The following is a 17,567-nucleotide window of genomic DNA, read 5'->3' as shown; positions in this document are numbered from 1 at the left end:
CCGAGAGAACACACCTAGGTCGTCACAGCTGTCACCGCCGCCAGCGCAGCGGCGGTGAACACCCGGTACCCGCGGCCCGGGTCCAAGCCGTGGATCTCCTTGGTGTCCAGGGCGTCCATGAAGTCGAGGATGTCGGTGCTGAACTCCTGGCCGGGGACCAGCACCGGGAATCCCGGCGGATACGGAGTGACGAAGGTGGCCGATACCACCGGCTGTCCGGCGCCGAGCCGCTCGCGGACCTGGTCGGCGGGCAGATACTCGCATCGGTCGTCGTCGTAGGCCAGGTAGAACGCGGTGCGCACGTCCCCGTCCGGCGCCGCCTCGCCCGGGTCGGTCCGGAAGACGTCGTGGAATCGGGAGAAGTTCGGCAGCGGCGGATGTTCGTGGGTGAGCGCGTGCACGCGGCGTTCGAATTCCTGTCCGGCCGCCGGGCACCGCTGGCTCGCCTCGTCCTCCAGCCCCTCCGCGATACCGACCAGGGCGCGCAGCAGATACGCGACGGATGTTCTGGTGGTGCCGATGTTCGTCATGGCCAGCACAGTGTTGCGGGTCGTCTTGTTGACCTGGACGCCCCAGCGATCCATCAGCTGGTCGTGTTTGAACGTGTCCCCGTCGATCCCGGTCGCCCCGATCTCGAGGGTGAGCCGGCACGGGTCGAGCACGAATTCGTCGGTGTGCCAAGCCTCGTCCATCGCCACCGGACCGGCGTGCAGCGGGCAGCCGCGGCTGCGCCGGTACCGTTCCGGGATCAGGTCCTCGCTGCCCAGGACACGGAAGTACCTCGACAGCAGCGGATGTTCGGCGATGCGGTCCCGCAGGGTCATCGCCAGCTCCACCTGCCGCGCGACCAGATCGAAGCCCTCGAGTTCGACCTGCCGGCGCCCCACGTCCAGCGACGCCAGGATCTGGTAGTTCGGCGAGGTCGAGGTGTGCGTCATGTACGCCTCGCGGAAGGCAGCCTCGGCGCGCCCGGCGAAGTCGTCATCGAACCATGGATCATCGACCCCTGCCGCAGCGCGGTCAGCGTCTTGTGGGTGGACTGGGTGGCGTAGACGCGAATGCGCACGCGGTCGGGGTCCGGCAGCAGTGGTTCGTGCACCAGCCCCGTAGAACTCGGCCATATCCCGGATCCACGGCGGGTTCACCACCGAGTTGCCGCGCGAGATCGGCATGGCGTGGAAGACGCCGGTCGGTTTCCGCGCGTAGGCGGTCAGCGCGGAGAAGAACGGGGTCCGCCGGCGCCGCGCCACCCCGCGCAGGATCGTCAGATGCAGATCCAGCACGTCCTCCTGCAGCAGGAACACCGAGTCGAAGTGCTGCCCGAGTTGGGCGGCCAGCAGTTCGATCGATGCGTTGTCGACCAGGTAGAGGTCGAGTTCCGGTCGCAGGGAACGCAATGCGCGCGCGACCGACGAGACCCGGGCCGCGGTGTCGAGCCGGTCGAAGTCCGCGGACTCGACCGGTGAGACGAGCCGGTCCAGCAGGGTGCGATCGCGCATCGACCGGGTCCGGAAGTCGGAGCGGACGACGACAGCTTGGATCCGCGAATTCACCAGGGCCGCCACCACCGCGTCCTCGACGCTGGGCGCGACCACGACGTCGTAGACGGCCTCGTCCTCCGGTCGGCGGATGGCCCGGATTTCCTCGCGCAGCCGTTGGTCCTCGCGGTCGGACAGATCGGCGACCACCAGAATGTCGAAGTTCGGCCGGGGGTCGGTGGCCGCCGACCCCTCGCCAGGCACGCCGGGCGCCCGATCGCCGACATTCGCCGCGGCTGCGAGCGCCGCGCCGCCGACGAGCCCCCGGCCGATGGTCTCGGCCAGCCGGGTCAGTTCGGCGTACGCGCCCGTCCCGGCCAACTCGTGCGCCCGCGCCACCAGCCGGCCGCCGGGGTAACTGTGGTATGGCTCGAGCAGGTCGGCGTCGGCAAGGTAGCGCTCCAGTTCCGCCACCTCGGTACCCGCGTCCGGGCCGAGCACCGCCAGCCGCCGCGCGGTATCGGCGATGTGCCACCAGATGTCGTTTCGCAACTGCGCCACACTGTTGTACGCCGACAGCTCCCGCCCGGAATCGCTGTCGGCGCGGTCGGCCTCGGTGCTCACCACCACGCCCGACGGAGGGATCCGGGTGCCGACCACGGCCGGTGGTCCTGATGCTCAGGCGCGTTCCGCATCCGATCGCCACGCCCGGTGCCCGGGCAGGTCCTGGGAGGCATCGTCATCAGCGTTTCCTTCCGCTGCGGCATCGGCCGGCACCGCCTGTCGCTATTTCCGGTTCAGCTGCCAATCCGATGGCAGCCCCTGGACTTTCGCGTCGGTGCCGCACGCCTCGATGGACACCGTCGCCGGACCCAGACGGAGGTCCGAAAGCCGGATGATGCCCGCCCGGTCGGGCAGACGCGGCGCGATGGTGAGGGTGCGCCCGGGGACGTCGGGCATCAGCCCCAGGAAGGAGCGCATGAGCAGCAGGGGCGCCGCGCTCGCCCACGCCTGCGGCGAGCACGAGGTGGGGTACGGCACCGGGGAACTGAAATCGGAGCGCGCGAAGCCGCAGAACAGTTCGGGCGGCCGGGCCCCGAATTCCAGGATGGCCTCGAGCAGTCCGCTCGCGAGTTTCACACTCAGGTCCAGCGCGCCGGGGATGTGACCGTAGCGCATCAGACCGGCCACCGCGATGGCCGTATCGTGCGGCCACACCGAACCGGTGTGATAGCCCATGGGATTGAAGTGGCGCGCGGTGGAAGACAGCGTGCGCAAACCGAATCCGCTGTTCAGGTCCGCCGCGCCCAGGCGCTCGATCAGTTCGGCCGCGCGTTCGTCGGGCACGATACCGGTCCACAGGCAGTGGCCGGGATTGCTCGACCCGACATCGACCGGCTGCTTCGAGCCGTCCAGCGCCAGGGCGTAGCAGCTGCTCTTCGGCATCCAGAACATCTCGTCGAAACGGGCTTTGAGGTCGGCGGCCTGCGTGCGCAGCCGCTCGGCGAGGGCGTGGTCGCCGGCCTCCTCGGCCAGTTCGGCGCGGCCGATCCGGGCCGCGTAGACGTAGCCCTGCACCTCGCACAGGGCGATCGGCGGCTCGGCGAGGCGGCCGTCGGCGAATCCGATCGCGTCCCAGCTGTCCTTCCACCCCTGGTTGGCGAGGCCGCGGTCGGTCTTGCGCCGGTACTCGACGAAGCCGTCGCCGTCGAGGTCGGCGTCGTTGTCGATCCAGGCCAGCGCCGCGTCGGCGGCCGGCAGCAACTCCTGTACGGCCGCGGCGCCGATACCCCAGCGACGGCATTCGGCGAGCAGCATCACGAACAGCGGGGTCGCGTCGGCGGTGCCGTAGTACACGGTGCCGCCGAGCACCCGATCACTGCCGGGACCGTAGCGCCGCTCGTGCATGATGCGGCCGGGCTCCTCCTCGGTGAGCGGATTCGACTCGGTGCCTTGGAGTTTCGCCAGCTGGCGCAGTGTGCCCAGGGCCAGGTCCGAATCCAGCAGCAGCGCCATCCACGAGGTGAGCAGACTGTCGCGGCCGAACAGGGCCATGAACCAGGGCGCGCCGGCGGCCACATAGGAGGTGCCGTCGGCGGGATCGTCGAGGCGCAGCGCGCCGAGATCGGTCTCGGTGCGCTGCAGGATGAGGTTGAGGCCGGCGCCGCTCGCGGTGAGGGTGGTGGTCGAGGCACGCCAGCGGCGGATCTTGTCCGCCGGGCTGTATTCGTCGTTGTCGTCGAAGTTCATCGGAACGGCCCGATGATCGTTGATCGGCTGGCAGTGCACCACCGTCTGCCAGCTGCCCTTTGCCGGGACCAGCACCTGCCAGGTCAGCGATCCGGGCTGCACCTCGGGGTCCTCGCTGGCGGTGATGATGATGCCGCGCCCCTGCTGACTGCGGTCGGTGAAGCGCAGCGCCTGGTCGGTGGCGGCCGACTCGCCGCCGCCGCCGCCCGCGCGGCCCTCCTTGACCGCGAACAGGTCCGCGAAGTCCGCCTCGGCATCGAGAACCACGGTCAGGGCGGTGTCCTCGTCGCCGAGATTGAGCACGCTGATGATCTCCTGCATTCCCTCACCCACGACGCGACGGCGCTGGATCAGCACCGTCGCGTCGGCGACACCGTGCGGTGGCGGTTTCCGGGCGACGAATCGCGCCCGGAAGGGTTCGCGCACCACCACCGAAAGCTGTTCCGGCGGAAGACCGTCCACGCGCAGCTCCCATCGGGTCAGGATGCGCGTGTCCCGGTAGTACAAACCGTGGGCGGTGCCGGGGTGGAGGTCCCCGAGTCGGTCGGACAGGCAGAAGGTTCCGGCCTCGACGAGGGTGATCACGCCGGCGCCACCCTCGATGAAAACGGGTGGGCCGGCATTGAATACGCTCACGGGCGACCGCCCGGCGCAGGGCTGGTGAGGATCGGGGTCCCCGCGGGTACCCGCATCCGGACGGCGGTTCGCGACGCCCGTTCCGCCGCCATCTCGATCGCCCGGTGATAGGCCGCCTCGTAGCCCTGCGCGAACAGGTCCGTGGCGAACAGCCTTTCGACACGCTCCCGGCAAGCGTAGGGGTCGATCTCATCGGCGCGGGCGATGTATCCGGGTAGTTCGTCGGGATCGTCGCAGATCCATCCGGTCACGCCATGTTCGACGACCTCTTCCACCGCACCGCCACGCAGCGCGATCACCGGTGTGCCACAGACCATGGCTTCGATCATGACAATGCCGAAGGGTTCTTCCCACCGAATCGGGAACAAAAGGCAGCGCGCGCCGGCGAGCAGATGGCGTTTCGCGGTCGCGTCGGCCTCGCCGAACACATCGTCGCTCTCGGTGAGCAGCGGCTCGATGTAGTTGTCGAAGAACTCGTGCTCGGGCGGCTCGTTGAGCTTGCCCGCCAGGACCAGGCGTACACCGGCGGAGTGTGCGGCGCGGAGTGCCAGGTGGGGTCCCTTGTAGGGCGCGTAGCGGCCCAGGAACAGGGCGTAGTCGAGCTTTTCGGTGCGGAATGGCCATTCCGAGGGGCGGATCGCATTGTGCACGCGGCCGATCCAGTTCAGATCCGGCGCGAGCGCGCGCTGCCGGTCACTGATCGCCACGAGCCGCACACTGTGATCCAGCGATTGGTAGTACTCGTGCATCTCGGGGTCGACCGGACCGTGCACGGTGACGACGGTGGGAATCCCGAGCCCCCGGTACGCGGCCGCGTTGGCCGGGCCGGCGAAGGTGTGATCGTGCACGACGTCCACCGGGTCCTCGGCGTGCAGTGCCTCGATGATCTGCCAGGTCTTCATGGCATTGACGATCTCCGGGTACGGCTCGCCGAGCCGCTTGGACTGGATCTCGTCCCAGACCCGGACGAATCGGGCCTTCGTACCGGCGTGGCCGGCGCCGAGCAGCGTGACGCGGTGACCCTGATCGACCAGCTCATCGGCCAGCGTGGCGACCACAGCCTCGATACCGCCGTAGCCGACCGGTGGGATGTCGAAATACGGTGGAGCAGCGAGAACGATATGCAGCGACCGCTTCCGGGAATTGACCGCGCCGAACACAGCGGAGTTTTCGGGCTGAAGCTGCAGAAAGTCGAAGGCGTTCTCGAGTGAGGCATCGCACGTAAGTTCGCTACTCATTTCGAAACTCCTCGTCGTGAGTTGAACTGAGCCAAACCCTGGTATACGTTGCCACGAACGGCGCTGGTCGGCAAGTGATGTTTGTCCGATTTGTGTGGTCGCAATTCAAAAGTTATGTCGATGGTTTATCGGCTCGAATTACGGGTATCCCTATCCACCCATCGAGCATGAAATGCATTTGCACCGTGAGGGATTCGCGAATCTCGGCAGTAGCGATCGGCGAGAACCCTTTTCTACCGACTCACTCCGTAAGCACCTCGGGGAATCCGAACAATGCGACCAGCGCCGGGTCGTGGAACGAGATGACACCGCGGACACCGGCGGTGGTCGGAGCCAGGACCACGATGCCGTGGCCGCGGAGCACGCCATCGGTGTCCCGGTGATACTCGATGGCGGCCGGCTGGCCGTTGGCCGTGGTGGGTAGCATCCGCCAGTCGCCGGGCCGGCCCATCACGTAGGCGTCGAGCATGCGGATGCAATTCACCAGGCCCGCCTGCCAATCGCGGAACCCGGTCGCCTCCAGCGTCGCGTCGGCGCGCAGCACCCGTTCCAGGAGAGCGGCATCGGCGTGCTCGAAGGCGGTGATGTAGCCGTCGAGCAGCGCCCGCGCCCGCTGATCGGACGGTTCGAGCAATTCGTCTGGCCCCGAGGGCAATTCGTTCAGCCGGGCGCGGGCCCGCTGCAGGCCGCTCTTGACTGCCGCGGTTGTGGTGCCCAGGATTTCGGCGGTCTCGGCGGCGGAGAAGGACAGGACCTCGCGCAAGATGAGAATGGCGCGCTGGCGGGCGGGGAGATGCTGGAGGCTCGCGATGAGAGCCAGGCGAAGTGACTCGCGGGCGACCACCGCGGCGGCCGGATCGTCCGCGGCCGGGCCGATCCAGCCGCCGGGGCATGGTTCGAGCCACGAAACCTCGCCCGGCGCAACGCGACTCGGCGCTCCCTCGGACCCGTCGTCGGGGCCGCCCAGGCCCGAGGGCAGGACTCGGATGCGGCGCGGCGCGAGCGCCGACAGGCAGACATTGGTGGCGATCTTGTACAGCCAGGTCCGCATCGAAGCGCGGCCCTCGAAAGCGGCGTAGGAGCGCCAGGCGCGCAGGTATGTCTCCTGGACCAGGTCTTCGGCGTCGTGGGCCGAGCCGACCATGCGGTAGCAGTGCGCCAGCAGTTCCCGGCGGAACCGCTCGGTGTCGGCGGCGAAGCGGCTCCGATCGGCCGCCTCCGCCAGGTGCGCCGTCATGCGGCGAGTTTAGGCTGCCGCCGGGCTGCGGAATGGCTGCTCGTCATGGGTTGCTCGCTTTCCGGATCGTGTGCCCGCTGATCGGGCCCTCACCCGTTACGACCGGAACGGCGGTCCGAAGGAATCGAAACCCAGGTCAGCGGGTATCCGGAATGGTCAGGGCAGCAGGGCCAATTTGCCCATGGTGGCGCGGGATTCCATTGCCGCGAGGACCTTCGGTCCGTCGGCGAGATCATGGGCGGTGGGTCTCGCGGGGGCAAGGACACCTGCGGCGATGAGCGCGAACATTTCGGCCATGATCTCGCCGAAGACGTGAGGAGCGGCCTGGATCAGCACGCCGATATTGAGGCCGACGAGGTGAATCTGGTGCTTGTACACCAACTCCCAGTTGGTGATGGCGCTGTCGCCCCCTGCCATGCCGTAGACGACGACCCGTCCGGTGACCCGTTTGGCCGCGGCGAGGCTCGCGGTGAAGGTCGCGCCACCGGCGGATTCGAGCACCAGGTCGGCCCCGGCGCCGCCGGTCAGTTCCAGGACCTCGGCGGCGAGCTGCTCGGACCGTGAGTCCAGCATGTGGTCGGCACCGAGTCCCCGCACGATCTCGTGTTTGCCCGGCGAGGCGGCGGCGATGACGGTCGCACCGTAATGCTTGGCCATGGCGACCGCGGCTTGGCCGGTCGCGCCTGCCGCGGCGTGGATCAGCACCGTCTCGCCAGTGGCTATGCGGCCCAACGGTTTCAATGCGGCGAGCGCGGTAGGCCAGTTCACGACCAGTCCGAGTGCCTGCTCGGCGGTCCACCCGGCCGGGATCGGCACGGCCGAGGCCGCGGGCAGCACCGCGTATTCGGCGAATGCTCCGGCCCCCACGCCGACGACGCGGGCTCCCGAATGTGGTTCGGCCACTTCGTCTCCCACCTCGACGACCTCACCGGCGGCCTCGAACCCCGCCGTGTACGGTGGCCGCGGTCCGCCCAGGAAGGAGCCGCGGGCCTGGGAGATGTCGGCGAAGTTCACTCCGGCGGCGGCGACCCGGATCAGGACCTCGCCCGGACCGGGAACCGGTACCGGTGCGTCGGTGATCAGACGCAGATCCTGCGGCCCCCGCAGCGAGGTCTGCCGCAGGGCTCGCATGGTGGTGGGAATGGTCATGGCGATCAGCGCTCCTTCTCGGTTTGTCTCCAGGTAGACCGCCGCCACCAGAGAAAGGAATCGGCCACCGGAACCGGTCAGCCGATCGGCGTGACCGCGGGCATGGTGAAGCGCAGACCTCCTCACCGAGCTGCCCGACAGCCCGCCGGACCCGGCCTGGCCGTGGCAGATTCTGATCGGCGCGGCCAGCGGCGACTAGCTGATCGTGGTTCCCCGCCGGATCCACCGGTTCCCGGCGGGGTTGCCCCCGAAGTAATGATGACGCGGTCGGCCATCGGCTCCGAACATGCTGGGGCGCAGGATGTCTGCCCGCTCCGGTCAGGCGATGATGGCGGGTTCGCGGAGTGGGGTCAGGGCGTGGGTCCAGGCCAGGAGCTCGTCGATCACGCCGTGCAGGGCGGGGGTTTGCGGTGGCTGGGGGCGGAATTCGGTGTAGGCGACGAAGTCGTCGCGCAGGGTCAGGGCCAGCTGGGGGCCGATGTCGGCCATGCGCAGGACACCGGCCTGGGCGCGCAGCTTCTGGATCGCCATGACCGCGCCGTAGATGCCGTAGCCGACGTAGGCGACCGGCTTGCAGGCCCATTCGGCGTGCAGGTAGTCGATGCAGTTGGTGAGGGAGGACGGGGGAGCGGTGTTGTATTCGCCGGTCACGAAGATGAAGGCGTCGCAGGAGCCGACGTGCTCGGCGAAGCGGCGGGTGTGCGGGTGCTGTCCGGGGGTGCGGGCCGCCGGGACGGGTTCGTCCAGCAGGGGCAGCCGGTGATCCTGCAGATCGATCAGCTCGAATTCGGCTGTCTCGCCTGCATGTTCGGTGGCGATGGCCTGCACCCAGCGGGCCACCTTCTCGCCGTTGCGGCCGGGCCGGGTGCTGCCGATGATGATGCCGATTCTGGTCATGTCGATTACTCCTCGGGGTGGTGACGACTCGACGACACAAGTGGCCGCCGACCCCTCGCGTTGTGACATCCCGGCCAGTGATGTGCGTCACCCGCCTGGGGTGCGGGACCGTCCGGGGCGCCGGGCGGTTTCCCCGCAAGTGCGGTTCAGCCCACCGAGCCCTCGAATCGGAACGTGCCCTGGGATTTCGACCATCGAGCGGACGGCGATCGTTCTGAACGAGCTTCGCTTCAGTTCAGCGTCGCAACTCGAAGGCGCTGGCGCCCTTGCCTTCAGCGCGCGCGGTGGTCATCCCCTCCACCCATAGCATCGGGGCAGGCCAGGCAACATTCTTGTGCCGGAAGGCATTCGGACACGCGGAGTCGGAACCGGTTTCTGACAACAGTCCTGACGATTGTCCCCGTCGTGTGTATGGTCGGAAGGGCATGTTTCACAATGGGAGTGCCAGGGCTTTATGAGTAGTCAACGACCGCTATCGTCCTTCGAGTTCAAGCATTTCGACCCCGACGCCCGCTGGGGCGAGGTGCCGAAAGCCGGTGTGCCGCTGTTCGTCGCGACCACGGTGCGCGGTGAGATCGACCCCGACGTCATGCGCAGGGTGCTGGCGGAATTGGCCGCCGACCACGCGCTGCTGCGCGCGGTCATGATCCACGAGCCCGGCGCTGAGCCGGTCTTCCGGATTCGCGAGCAGTACCAGCCCCCGCTCGAGGTCACCGAGTGGGGTCCCGACGGCTATCAGCGGTTGGTCAACATCGAACAGGACTGGAGCACAGGCCTTTTCAAGGCTCACGTGCTGCGGGAGGGCGGTCTCGACCAGATCGTACTGATCATGCACCACGGCATGTGCGATGGACGGTCGGCGCTGGCGCTGCGCGACGACATGTGGCAGCGCTACGGCGCGCAGCTGGCGGGTTCGCCACTGCCGCCGTCGAATTCGGACAACACGCTGGTCGACGGCATCGATACGTTGCTGGCGGGCAGTGTCACCGAGGCCGAGGTCGACGAGCTGGTCGCGATGCTGCGCGGTATCGCGGCCGCCGGTGACGCGGTGCCCGCGCCCCTCGGGCTGCCCCGCGACGGCGACGGCGTCGGCGACCCGGTGGGCCGGTTCGCCACCCAGCGCATCGAGGTGGACCCCGTGCAGAGCGCGGCCTTCTTCGGTGTCGCACGCGCCCAGGGTGTTTCGGTCAACAGCCTGGTCACCGGCGTGGCCATGGTCGCGGTGCGCAGCCAGCTCGAGGCGGATTCCGGGCCGGTGCCGATGGTGTTCGGCCACGCGGTGGACCTGCGCGCCTCGCTCGCCGAGCCGATCCCGCAGTCGACGCTGCTCAATTGCGCGGGTGGGGTGGCCACCCCGGTCTTCGCCGCCGCCGACACCGATCCGATCGAGCTGGCCAAGGCGACCGAGGTGGCCATGCGCGCCGCCCTCGACGCCCGGTTCCCGGCCCTGTTCATGCGGGCCTCGCAGCGCGCGTTCGACCCGGAGACCGCTGCGATCTTCGGTGCGCAGCCCACGCTGGGCATGGCGAATCTCGGTGTGGAACAGACGCCTTCGATCCCCGGCGGGCTCGAATTCGTCGCCGATGAGGCGTTCGGCATGGCCAAGGGCATGCCGCCGAAGCTGACCGTGTGGACCGTCGCCGAGCGGCTCATCATTCACGTCAACTACGACACCACCCGCAACAGTCACGCCCTGATGGGCCGCGTGACCGAGGCGATCCGGGAGCAGGTCCGTCGCGTCTGCGACGCCGACGCGGATCGTGGCTGACCCGCGACCGGACACGCCATGAGAGTTGCTGTCAGTCAAGAGAAGTGCATCGCAGCCGGTCACTGTGTGCTGCGTGCCGACCAAGTCTTCGACCAGCGCGACGACGACGGTGTCGTCGTGCTGCTCGACGAGAATCCGGCGCCGGAGCAGGCCCCGGCCGTGCGAACGGCCGCCGAATTCTGCCCAGCGCAAGCCATCCAGATCGAGGATTGACCCGAACATGCCTGAGTCCAGCACCGAGGCCCCCGCCGAGCCGACCTTCTATCCCGGTCGCCGCGCCGCGAGCTGCCCGTTCGCGCCCGCCGCCGAGATCCGCGAACTCGCCGCCGCCGGCCCGATCTCCAAGGTCCGGACCTGGGAGGGCAAGCAGCCGTGGCTGATCACGGGCTACACCGAGGCGCGCGAGCTGTTCGCCGACGCCCGCGTCAGCGCCGACAACCACCACCCCTCCTACCCGCACATCCACGAGGGGATGAAGACGGTCGCGGAGATGAGCCCGCGCACCATGTTCAACACCGACGGCCAGGAGCACGCCCGCTACCGGCGCATGCTGGCCAAGCCGTTCACCCCCAGGCGGCTCGAGGCCATGCGTCCCAATATCCAGAAGCACATCGACGAGACCGTCGACGCCATGCTGGCGCAGGGCAACTCGGCGGACCTGATGAAGGCGCTGGCGCTGCCGGTGCCGTCGCTGATGATCTGCGAACTGCTCGGCGTCCCCTACGAGGACCACGCGTTCTTCCAGGAGGCCACCGAACTCGGCTTCGGCGGCAACGCCACCGCCGAGGAGCAGCAGCAGTCGACGCTGGAGATGCTCGGCTACCTCAACAAGCTGGTCGAGGCCAAGACCGAGAACCCGGCCGAGGATCTGCTCTCCGATGTCGCCGAACTGGTGCGCGACGGTGAGCTGCAGGTGTGGGAGGCCGCGCTGCAGACGGTCGGCATTCTGGTCGCCGGGCACGAGACCACCGCGAACATGATCTCCCTGGCCGTCATCGCGCTGCTCGACCGGCCCGAGCAGCTGGCGATCATTCGCGACACCGACGACCCGCAGGTGCTCGGCAATGCGGTCGACGAGCTGATCCGCTACATGACCATTGTCGACACCGGGCTGCGGCGGGTCGCCGTCGAGGACATCGAGATCGGCGGTGAGGTGATCCGCGCGGGCGACCCGATCGTGTTCGACCTGGCCACCGCGAACTGGAACCCGGAGGTCTTCGCCGAGCCGGAGACCCTGGACCTGGCACGCTCGAATGCCGCGCAGCACTTGGCCTTCGGCTCGGGCCGGCACCAGTGCATCGGTCTGCAGCTGGCGCGCATCGAGCTCGGCATGGTGCTGCAGACGCTGTTCCGGCGGGTGCCGGGGCTACGTCTGACCGTGCCGACCGAGGAGATCGATTTCAAGTACGACGCGATGGTGTACGGGGTGCGGTCGCTGCCCGTCGCATGGTGATGCGGTGACCGGTGTCCTGCCGTCAGGGCAGGGCATGCAGCCAGAGTCTGCTGCGGTCGGCCTCGGTGGTGGCCAGCAGCAGGCCGGCGGGCAGCGCGGCCATGCGAGCCCCGGGCGCGCTCACCGGCAGGGAAATCTGTTGCCATTCAGTACAATTTGGCGTCATCGACGCCAGCTGCACCGCGTGGTCGAGTGCCACGAGACTCAGGACGCGCGACGCGGTCGGCAGGATCTGCAGCACGTCGACCGTTGACGCGCCCGGACCGGGCACGGGGTCGGCCTCGGCCGACGGCCAGCACAGCACGTGCGGTGTGGCACCGATGGATTGGCCGAGCACCGTACAGCCGGCAGTGCCGCAGCCGACGCGCGCGGCGACGGCATTCGCACCGGGCAGCTCGTGGCGCTGCCATCCGAGGCCGTCGGGCGAGGTCCACACCAGGGGCCGAAGGATGTTGTCGCGCAAGGTTTCCCCGACGATGACGAAGCCCTGCGCGCCCGTGCCGACCCCGGCCGCGCCGGTCTGTTCGCCGGGTGCGGACGACAACGCCGGATCGTCCGCGTGGCGTTGCCAGTCCGCGCCGTCGGGGGAGGTCCAGAACGCGGCGCCGTAGCGGCCGTTGTCGCCGTCCCAGCCGCCCACCAGCAGATCGGTGCCGCCGCGCGCGGCCGCCGCGGTCACCGCGATGGCGTGCGGGCCGCCGAACATCTCCATGGCCTGGGTGTGTTCGGTGAGACCCCGGCCGTCGCCGCTCCAGATGGTCATGCGCGGATTGCTGTGCGCGCCACCGAAAGCCTGACCCAGCACCACGGTGTGCGTACCGGTGCCCGCCGAAATCAGTTCCGCCAGTGCACCGTACGGGCTGTCGGGCCGGACGGGCACAGATGTCCAGCGCGTGCCGTCGGAGGAGGACCACGCGGCCGGGGCGCGTCCGTCGCCGGCCGGGATCGAGCCCAGCGCCAGCACGCCGCCCGCGATCGGCGCGAACTCCAGCACCCGCGCCCCGTGCTGCGGCAGCGATACCTCGCGCCAGGGCGAATCCGATGGCCGCGCAGCACACCCGGCCGCCAGCACGAGCGCGACGACCAAGACGATTGACCACCTCATTGGGACAGGGTGTCAGACCGACGCAGCGATTTGTCGGTTGTGCGCGTTTCCCGCGGGACCCGAACCGCCGCGCCGAGGCAAATCCGGGCCACGCACCGGACGGCGTGTGACGATCTCTGCTCGTGGCTGCTGTCCGGTTCACACGGATATGGATGCTGGTGGCGCTGGTGACAGCGCTGCTCCCACTGCATGCGCACGCCGATCCCATCTCGGATCTGCTGAATCCGGCACACGATCCGGCCAGCGTGCTGCCGTCGCCACCGACCGACCCCTTCTTCACGCCCGGGCCTGGTTTCGAGGCCCGCCCGCCGGGCAGCGTGCTCGCGGCCCGTACCACCGACAGCCTGTTTCCCGCCGCCCGCGCCTACCAGCTGCTGGTGCGGTCCACCGACTCCCACGATCAGCCGGTCTCCATCGTGACCACCCTGCTGCTGCCGAACGAGGCGTGGAAGGGATCGGGCCCGAGACCGCTGGTGTCGTACAACCTTCCGATCTCCTCGCTGGGGCAGTCCTGTGCGCCCTCCACGGAACTCAAGCGGGCTGTGTCGGCCGATGTCGTGGCGATCCGGTTGATTCTGACCAAGGGCTATGCGGTGGTCGTTCCCGACCATCAGGGCCCGCGGCAGGCATACGCGGCGGGGCTGATGGGCGGGCACGCCGTGCTCGATTCCATCCGGGCCGTGACCCGCGCGAACATGCCGGACCTCGGGCCGGCGACGCCGGTGGTGATGACGAGTTATTCGGGCGGTTCGATCGCCACCAGCTGGGCGGCGCAGCTCGCGCCGACCTACGCACCGGAGATCCGGTTGGCGGGCGTGATCATCGGGGGGACCCCGGCGGATTATCAGATGCTGCTGCCCGCCATGAACGGCAACTGGAGTACCGGGGTCCTGCTGGCGGCCGTGCTCGGGCTGGCGCGTGAGTACCCGGAACTGATGGGCCTGTTCAACGACAACGGGTGGCGGTTGGCGCGGATGTTCCGCGATATCTGCATTTCGCAGGAGACGGCGCTCGGGCTGATCGCGCCGCTGCGGGTGGACCAGCTCTCGGTCGTGCCGGATCCATTGAAACTGCCTGCGGTGCAGCGGATTCTGGAAGAGAACCGCCCCGGCCGCAGCGCGCCGGCCGCGCCGGTGTTCCTCTTCCACGGCGTCAACGAGATCTTCGTTCCCTTCGCGGGCGCGCAGCATCTGTTCGACGAATGGTGCGCGCGAGGCGCCCGGGTGCGGTTGCAGCCGTTCCCGGGGGAGCACTTCATCGTCGGCGCGTTGTCCATTCCACTGACCACCGGGTGGATCGAGGATCTGCTGGCCGGCCGACTGGTGCCGCCGGGGTGCACCGGTCCGGATCACTGACCGTCCGCGGAAATTCCGCTGACATCGAGCGAAATATCTTCGGTGTCGCCGCCATTGAGTCATCGGCATTTCACTTAATATTCGAATTATCCGCCACGGGGGCTCGTTTCCACTCTCACTCGAACCGTTCGCAACCTGATGAATGGATCATCGAATGACCGCCAACATACGTACGGCCGCGACCGCGGCATTGGCCATGGTGGCGCTGCTGATATCCGGCGCAGGTATGGTGCGCGCCGATTCGCAGACGGAATCTGCCATTTCCAGCGTGCGCGATATCGATCCGGCACGGACGCGAATATTGGTATATTCGGCCGCCATGGACCGCACCGTCACCGTCGATGTGCTGCATCCCGCCGATGACGAGCCGCGTCCGACCTACTATCTGCTCGACGGTGTGGATTCCGGTGCCGCGGAGACGAATTGGACACAAAAGACCGACATTGTGTCTTTCTTCGCCGATAAGCGCGTCAACGTGGTGCTTCCGGTCGGCGGCAGGGGCACTTTCTATTCCGATTGGCAGCGGCCCGATCCCGCACTCGGCGGGGCGCAGCGGTGGGAGACCTTCCTGACCGGTGAGCTGCCACCGCTGATCGACGCGCGGTTCCGGGGCGACGGGCGCAATGTCATCGGCGGGCTGTCCATGGGTGCGCTCTCGGCGGTCACGCTGACCACCCGGCATCCGGAGCTGTATCGCGGGGTGGCGGCCTTCAGCGGCTGTCTCGACACGGTGAGCGCGAGCGCCAGACTCGTCATCCGGAATTCGGTGAGGTGGATGGGCGGAAATCCGGAGAATATGTGGGGAACCGATGCCGATCCGGCGTGGCGGGCGCACGATCCGCTCACCAATGCGCCCGCACTGCGCGGGAAGGCTGTGTACGTCTCGGCGGGCAGTGGGATCCCGGGACCGGAATCACTGACCGACCCGCAGATGCCGCAGGCGGTGACCTTCGGTGCGGTGCTGGAATATCTGGTGCACGGTTGTACCGAATCGTTCCAGCGGCGATTGCAGGACCTCGGTGTACCGGCCACCGTCGTATTCCATCCGCTGGGCACGCATTCCTGGCCGTATTGGCAAGAAGATCTTCATGAATCGTGGCCGATTCTGGAAGCGGCGCTGACGGAATAGGCCGGCATCGCGCTGGATGGTCGCTCAGCGTTGGATCGGCCGGTGCCGAGTGCCGTCCGCTCGGCGGCGGTGGTGAGCCAGTTGCAGTTCGAGCAGTAGGCGATCGGCCGGGTCGTCGAGGTCGATGCCGGTGATGTCCTGGGCGCGGCGCAGGCGGTAGCGCAGCGTGTTCGGGTGGATGCGCAGCGCCGTGGCCGCGGACCGTACGTCGCCGTGATGGCGCAGGTAGTGGTCGACGCTGGCCTCGAGTTGCGCGGCGTGGCCGCGGTCGTAGTCGAACAGGGCGGTCAGGCGCGGGTCCTCGAGCTCGGGGCGGGCGGCGATGAGATCGAGGATCTCGCCCAGCAGTACGGCTGTACGGGATTCGGCGAGGGTGGTGACCCGATCCTTCGGGAAGCTCGCCGCGGTGCTGTCCAGGACGCGGTCCACCTCGAGGCGGGCGCGGGCGACGTCGGTCAGCTCGGCGACGGGAACGGCGATGGCAGCGCGCAGGATCGGGGCGCCGGTGGATTCCAGCTGGTCGACCAGCTGCCGGGTCCAGGCCGTGACCGCGCGGGCCGAGTGATAGCGGGGGAGCAGGATGTAGGCGCGGTCGCCGATGAGGGTCGCCAGCGAGTCGCGTCGGAAGGCGCTCGCGCGCAGGCGAAGTGTGCTGCCCAGCGCCGACAGTTCCGCGGCGGCGGGGGTCGCGCCGGAGGATGCGAACCCGACGAGCGCCGCCGGGCCGGTCACCGGGATACCCAGCGCACTCGCCACCGACGGCACATCGACACCGCCGCCGCGCGCGCCGAACAGGCGCTGGATCAACAGGGCCTCGGTGGACGGTGCGTCCAGGCTGCGCGAGATGATGCGCGCGGCAATGGCCGACGCGCCCCGCAGCACTTCGGCCGCATCGGACTTGAACGGCCGCTCGCCCTCCTGCAGCCAGATCGATCCGAGCACGGTGGCGGCGCTGCCCTCGCCCGGCCGCCGAATCCCCACGGCCAGACGGTGTTTGATGTCGAGCTCGGCGTGCGCGGGCAGGTCGACCACCTCGTCGGTGTGCCGCAGCCGGTCGAAGACACCCCACTGCTGCAGGATCCGCAGATACTCGCGCGGCCCCTCCCGGCCCAGGATGGATTGGATCCGCAGCCGGTCCGCGGCATCGTTGGAGGCCGAGTAGGCGAGCACGTGCGAGTGCGCGTCCTCGATGGTGACCATGCCGCCCGCGTTCTGCGCGATGATCTGCGCCAGCCCGAACAAGTCGGTGTCGGCGGCCAGTAGATCCTGGTCCGCGCTGTCGCGGGCCGGGCCGGTGCGATCCAGCATCCGCCGGATCAGCGGATACACGTGATCCCATCGGGCTTGCGGGTGCACCCCGGCCACCGCCACCCCCGCCCGCAGCGCGGCCCGGCGCAACCCGCCCGCCGCGGCCGCCGACTTCGACAGCACCGCGCGGGGTCGTTGCGCCGGTGCCCGCTGGGCGACCTCCTCGAGCCACCGCACGGCCTCGGCCTCGGCGATCCCCACGTGCAGGTACATGTCCGACATGGGTGCGTGCGCAACGGTTTCCGAGCTCAGGTCGGAACCGTCGACCAGCGCCACCGACCGGATGGCCACCTCGTCCCCGAGCGGTGCGTCGACCAGGTCGACGAGCGTCGTGCCCAGTGCCCCCAGCAGTTCCCGCAGCGCTACTCCGGTTCGGTCGGCGGCTCGCGGACCGGTGGAGGTGTGGCGTTCGTCTGCGGTCATGCTGTCTCCGGTATTCAAAGCCTGGGTACTGCCTCGCCGACACGCTCGGCCCTGCGGGCAGTGGCCGGAACAGCGCCATCGATCCGGGCACCAGCGCGTCAGCGGTGTTCAGCCGAACGTACAACAGGTTCGGCGGTTCTT

13 protein-coding genes are annotated in these 17,567 nt (G+C 68.8%); 5 read left to right on the top strand and 8 right to left on the bottom strand.

The window, feature by feature from the left end; all coding sequences use genetic code 11:
* Positions 1–14: 14 nt before the first annotated feature.
* The 6 genes from ABZV44_RS06140 to ABZV44_RS06115 all read right to left on the bottom strand — a co-directional run bounded on the left by ABZV44_RS06140 (position 15) and on the right by ABZV44_RS06115 (position 8,885).
* Positions 15–2,138 (bottom strand): hypothetical protein, encoded by a 2,124-nt coding sequence (locus tag ABZV44_RS06140; RefSeq protein ID WP_354832581.1) that lies wholly within the window; start codon positions 2,136–2,138, stop codon positions 15–17.
* A gap of 126 nt (positions 2,139–2,264) precedes the next feature.
* The gene (locus ABZV44_RS06135) at positions 2,265–4,364 is read right to left on the bottom strand and encodes a glycogen debranching N-terminal domain-containing protein (protein WP_354832579.1); all 2,100 of its coding nucleotides are present in this window, start codon (positions 4,362–4,364) and stop codon (positions 2,265–2,267) included.
* Positions 4,361–5,602, bottom strand: coding sequence for a glycosyltransferase family 4 protein (locus ABZV44_RS06130; protein ID WP_354832577.1), 1,242 nt, complete (start codon positions 5,600–5,602; stop codon positions 4,361–4,363). Before ABZV44_RS06130 ends, ABZV44_RS06135 begins: the two co-directional genes overlap by 4 nt.
* Before the next feature lie 241 nt (positions 5,603–5,843).
* Positions 5,844–6,839: an RNA polymerase subunit sigma-70 gene (locus tag ABZV44_RS06125; RefSeq protein WP_354832575.1), complete on the bottom strand. Its 996-nt coding sequence runs from the start codon at positions 6,837–6,839 to the stop codon at positions 5,844–5,846.
* A gap of 156 nt (positions 6,840–6,995) precedes the next feature.
* A complete protein-coding gene (locus tag ABZV44_RS06120) occupies positions 6,996–7,988 on the bottom strand; it encodes an NADPH:quinone oxidoreductase family protein (RefSeq protein WP_354832573.1) in 993 nt (330 codons plus the stop codon).
* A gap of 318 nt (positions 7,989–8,306) precedes the next feature.
* Complete coding sequence (locus tag ABZV44_RS06115; RefSeq protein WP_354832571.1) at positions 8,307–8,885, bottom strand: NAD(P)H-dependent oxidoreductase; 579 nt, start codon at positions 8,883–8,885, stop codon at positions 8,307–8,309.
* A 454-nt stretch (positions 8,886–9,339) separates the two neighbouring features.
* Between ABZV44_RS06115 and ABZV44_RS06110 the strand changes: the two genes are divergently transcribed.
* The 3 genes from ABZV44_RS06110 to ABZV44_RS06100 are packed head-to-tail and all read left to right on the top strand — an operon-like array spanning position 9,340 to position 12,106.
* On the top strand, positions 9,340–10,653 hold the full coding sequence (locus ABZV44_RS06110; protein ID WP_354832569.1) for a hypothetical protein: 1,314 nt from the start codon (positions 9,340–9,342) through the stop codon (positions 10,651–10,653).
* Between the two features lie 18 nt (positions 10,654–10,671).
* A complete protein-coding gene (locus tag ABZV44_RS06105; protein WP_354832567.1) occupies positions 10,672–10,866 on the top strand; it encodes a ferredoxin in 195 nt (64 codons plus the stop codon).
* 7 nt (positions 10,867–10,873) lie between these two features.
* Complete coding sequence (locus tag ABZV44_RS06100) at positions 10,874–12,106, top strand: cytochrome P450 (RefSeq protein WP_354832566.1); 1,233 nt, start codon at positions 10,874–10,876, stop codon at positions 12,104–12,106.
* A gap of 22 nt (positions 12,107–12,128) precedes the next feature.
* Here the strand turns inward: ABZV44_RS06100 and ABZV44_RS06095 are convergent, their stop codons facing one another.
* Positions 12,129–13,211: a hypothetical protein gene (locus ABZV44_RS06095; RefSeq protein ID WP_354832564.1), complete on the bottom strand. Its 1,083-nt coding sequence runs from the start codon at positions 13,209–13,211 to the stop codon at positions 12,129–12,131.
* A gap of 122 nt (positions 13,212–13,333) precedes the next feature.
* On the opposite strand from ABZV44_RS06095, the gene ABZV44_RS06090 reads away from it, so the two are divergent.
* Together ABZV44_RS06090 and ABZV44_RS06085 are read left to right on the top strand one after the other, a co-directional pair.
* A complete protein-coding gene (locus tag ABZV44_RS06090) occupies positions 13,334–14,566 on the top strand; it encodes a lipase family protein (RefSeq protein ID WP_354832562.1) in 1,233 nt (410 codons plus the stop codon).
* Between the two features lie 154 nt (positions 14,567–14,720).
* The gene (locus tag ABZV44_RS06085; protein ID WP_354832560.1) at positions 14,721–15,695 is read left to right on the top strand and encodes an alpha/beta hydrolase family protein; all 975 of its coding nucleotides are present in this window, start codon (positions 14,721–14,723) and stop codon (positions 15,693–15,695) included.
* Positions 15,696–15,719: 24 nt separating this feature from the next.
* Here ABZV44_RS06085 and ABZV44_RS06080 read toward each other — a convergent pair whose 3' ends face one another.
* Entirely contained in the window at positions 15,720–17,426 is a 1,707-nt protein-coding gene (locus ABZV44_RS06080; protein ID WP_354832558.1) for a helix-turn-helix domain-containing protein, read from the bottom strand.
* Positions 17,427–17,567 lie beyond the last annotated feature (141 nt).

Origin of the sequence: Nocardia sp. NPDC004860, assembly GCF_040609015.1 — a bacterium.
Classification (GTDB): Bacteria; Actinomycetota; Actinomycetes; order Mycobacteriales; family Mycobacteriaceae; genus Nocardia.
This window is presented reverse-complemented; position numbering and strand designations above follow the sequence as displayed.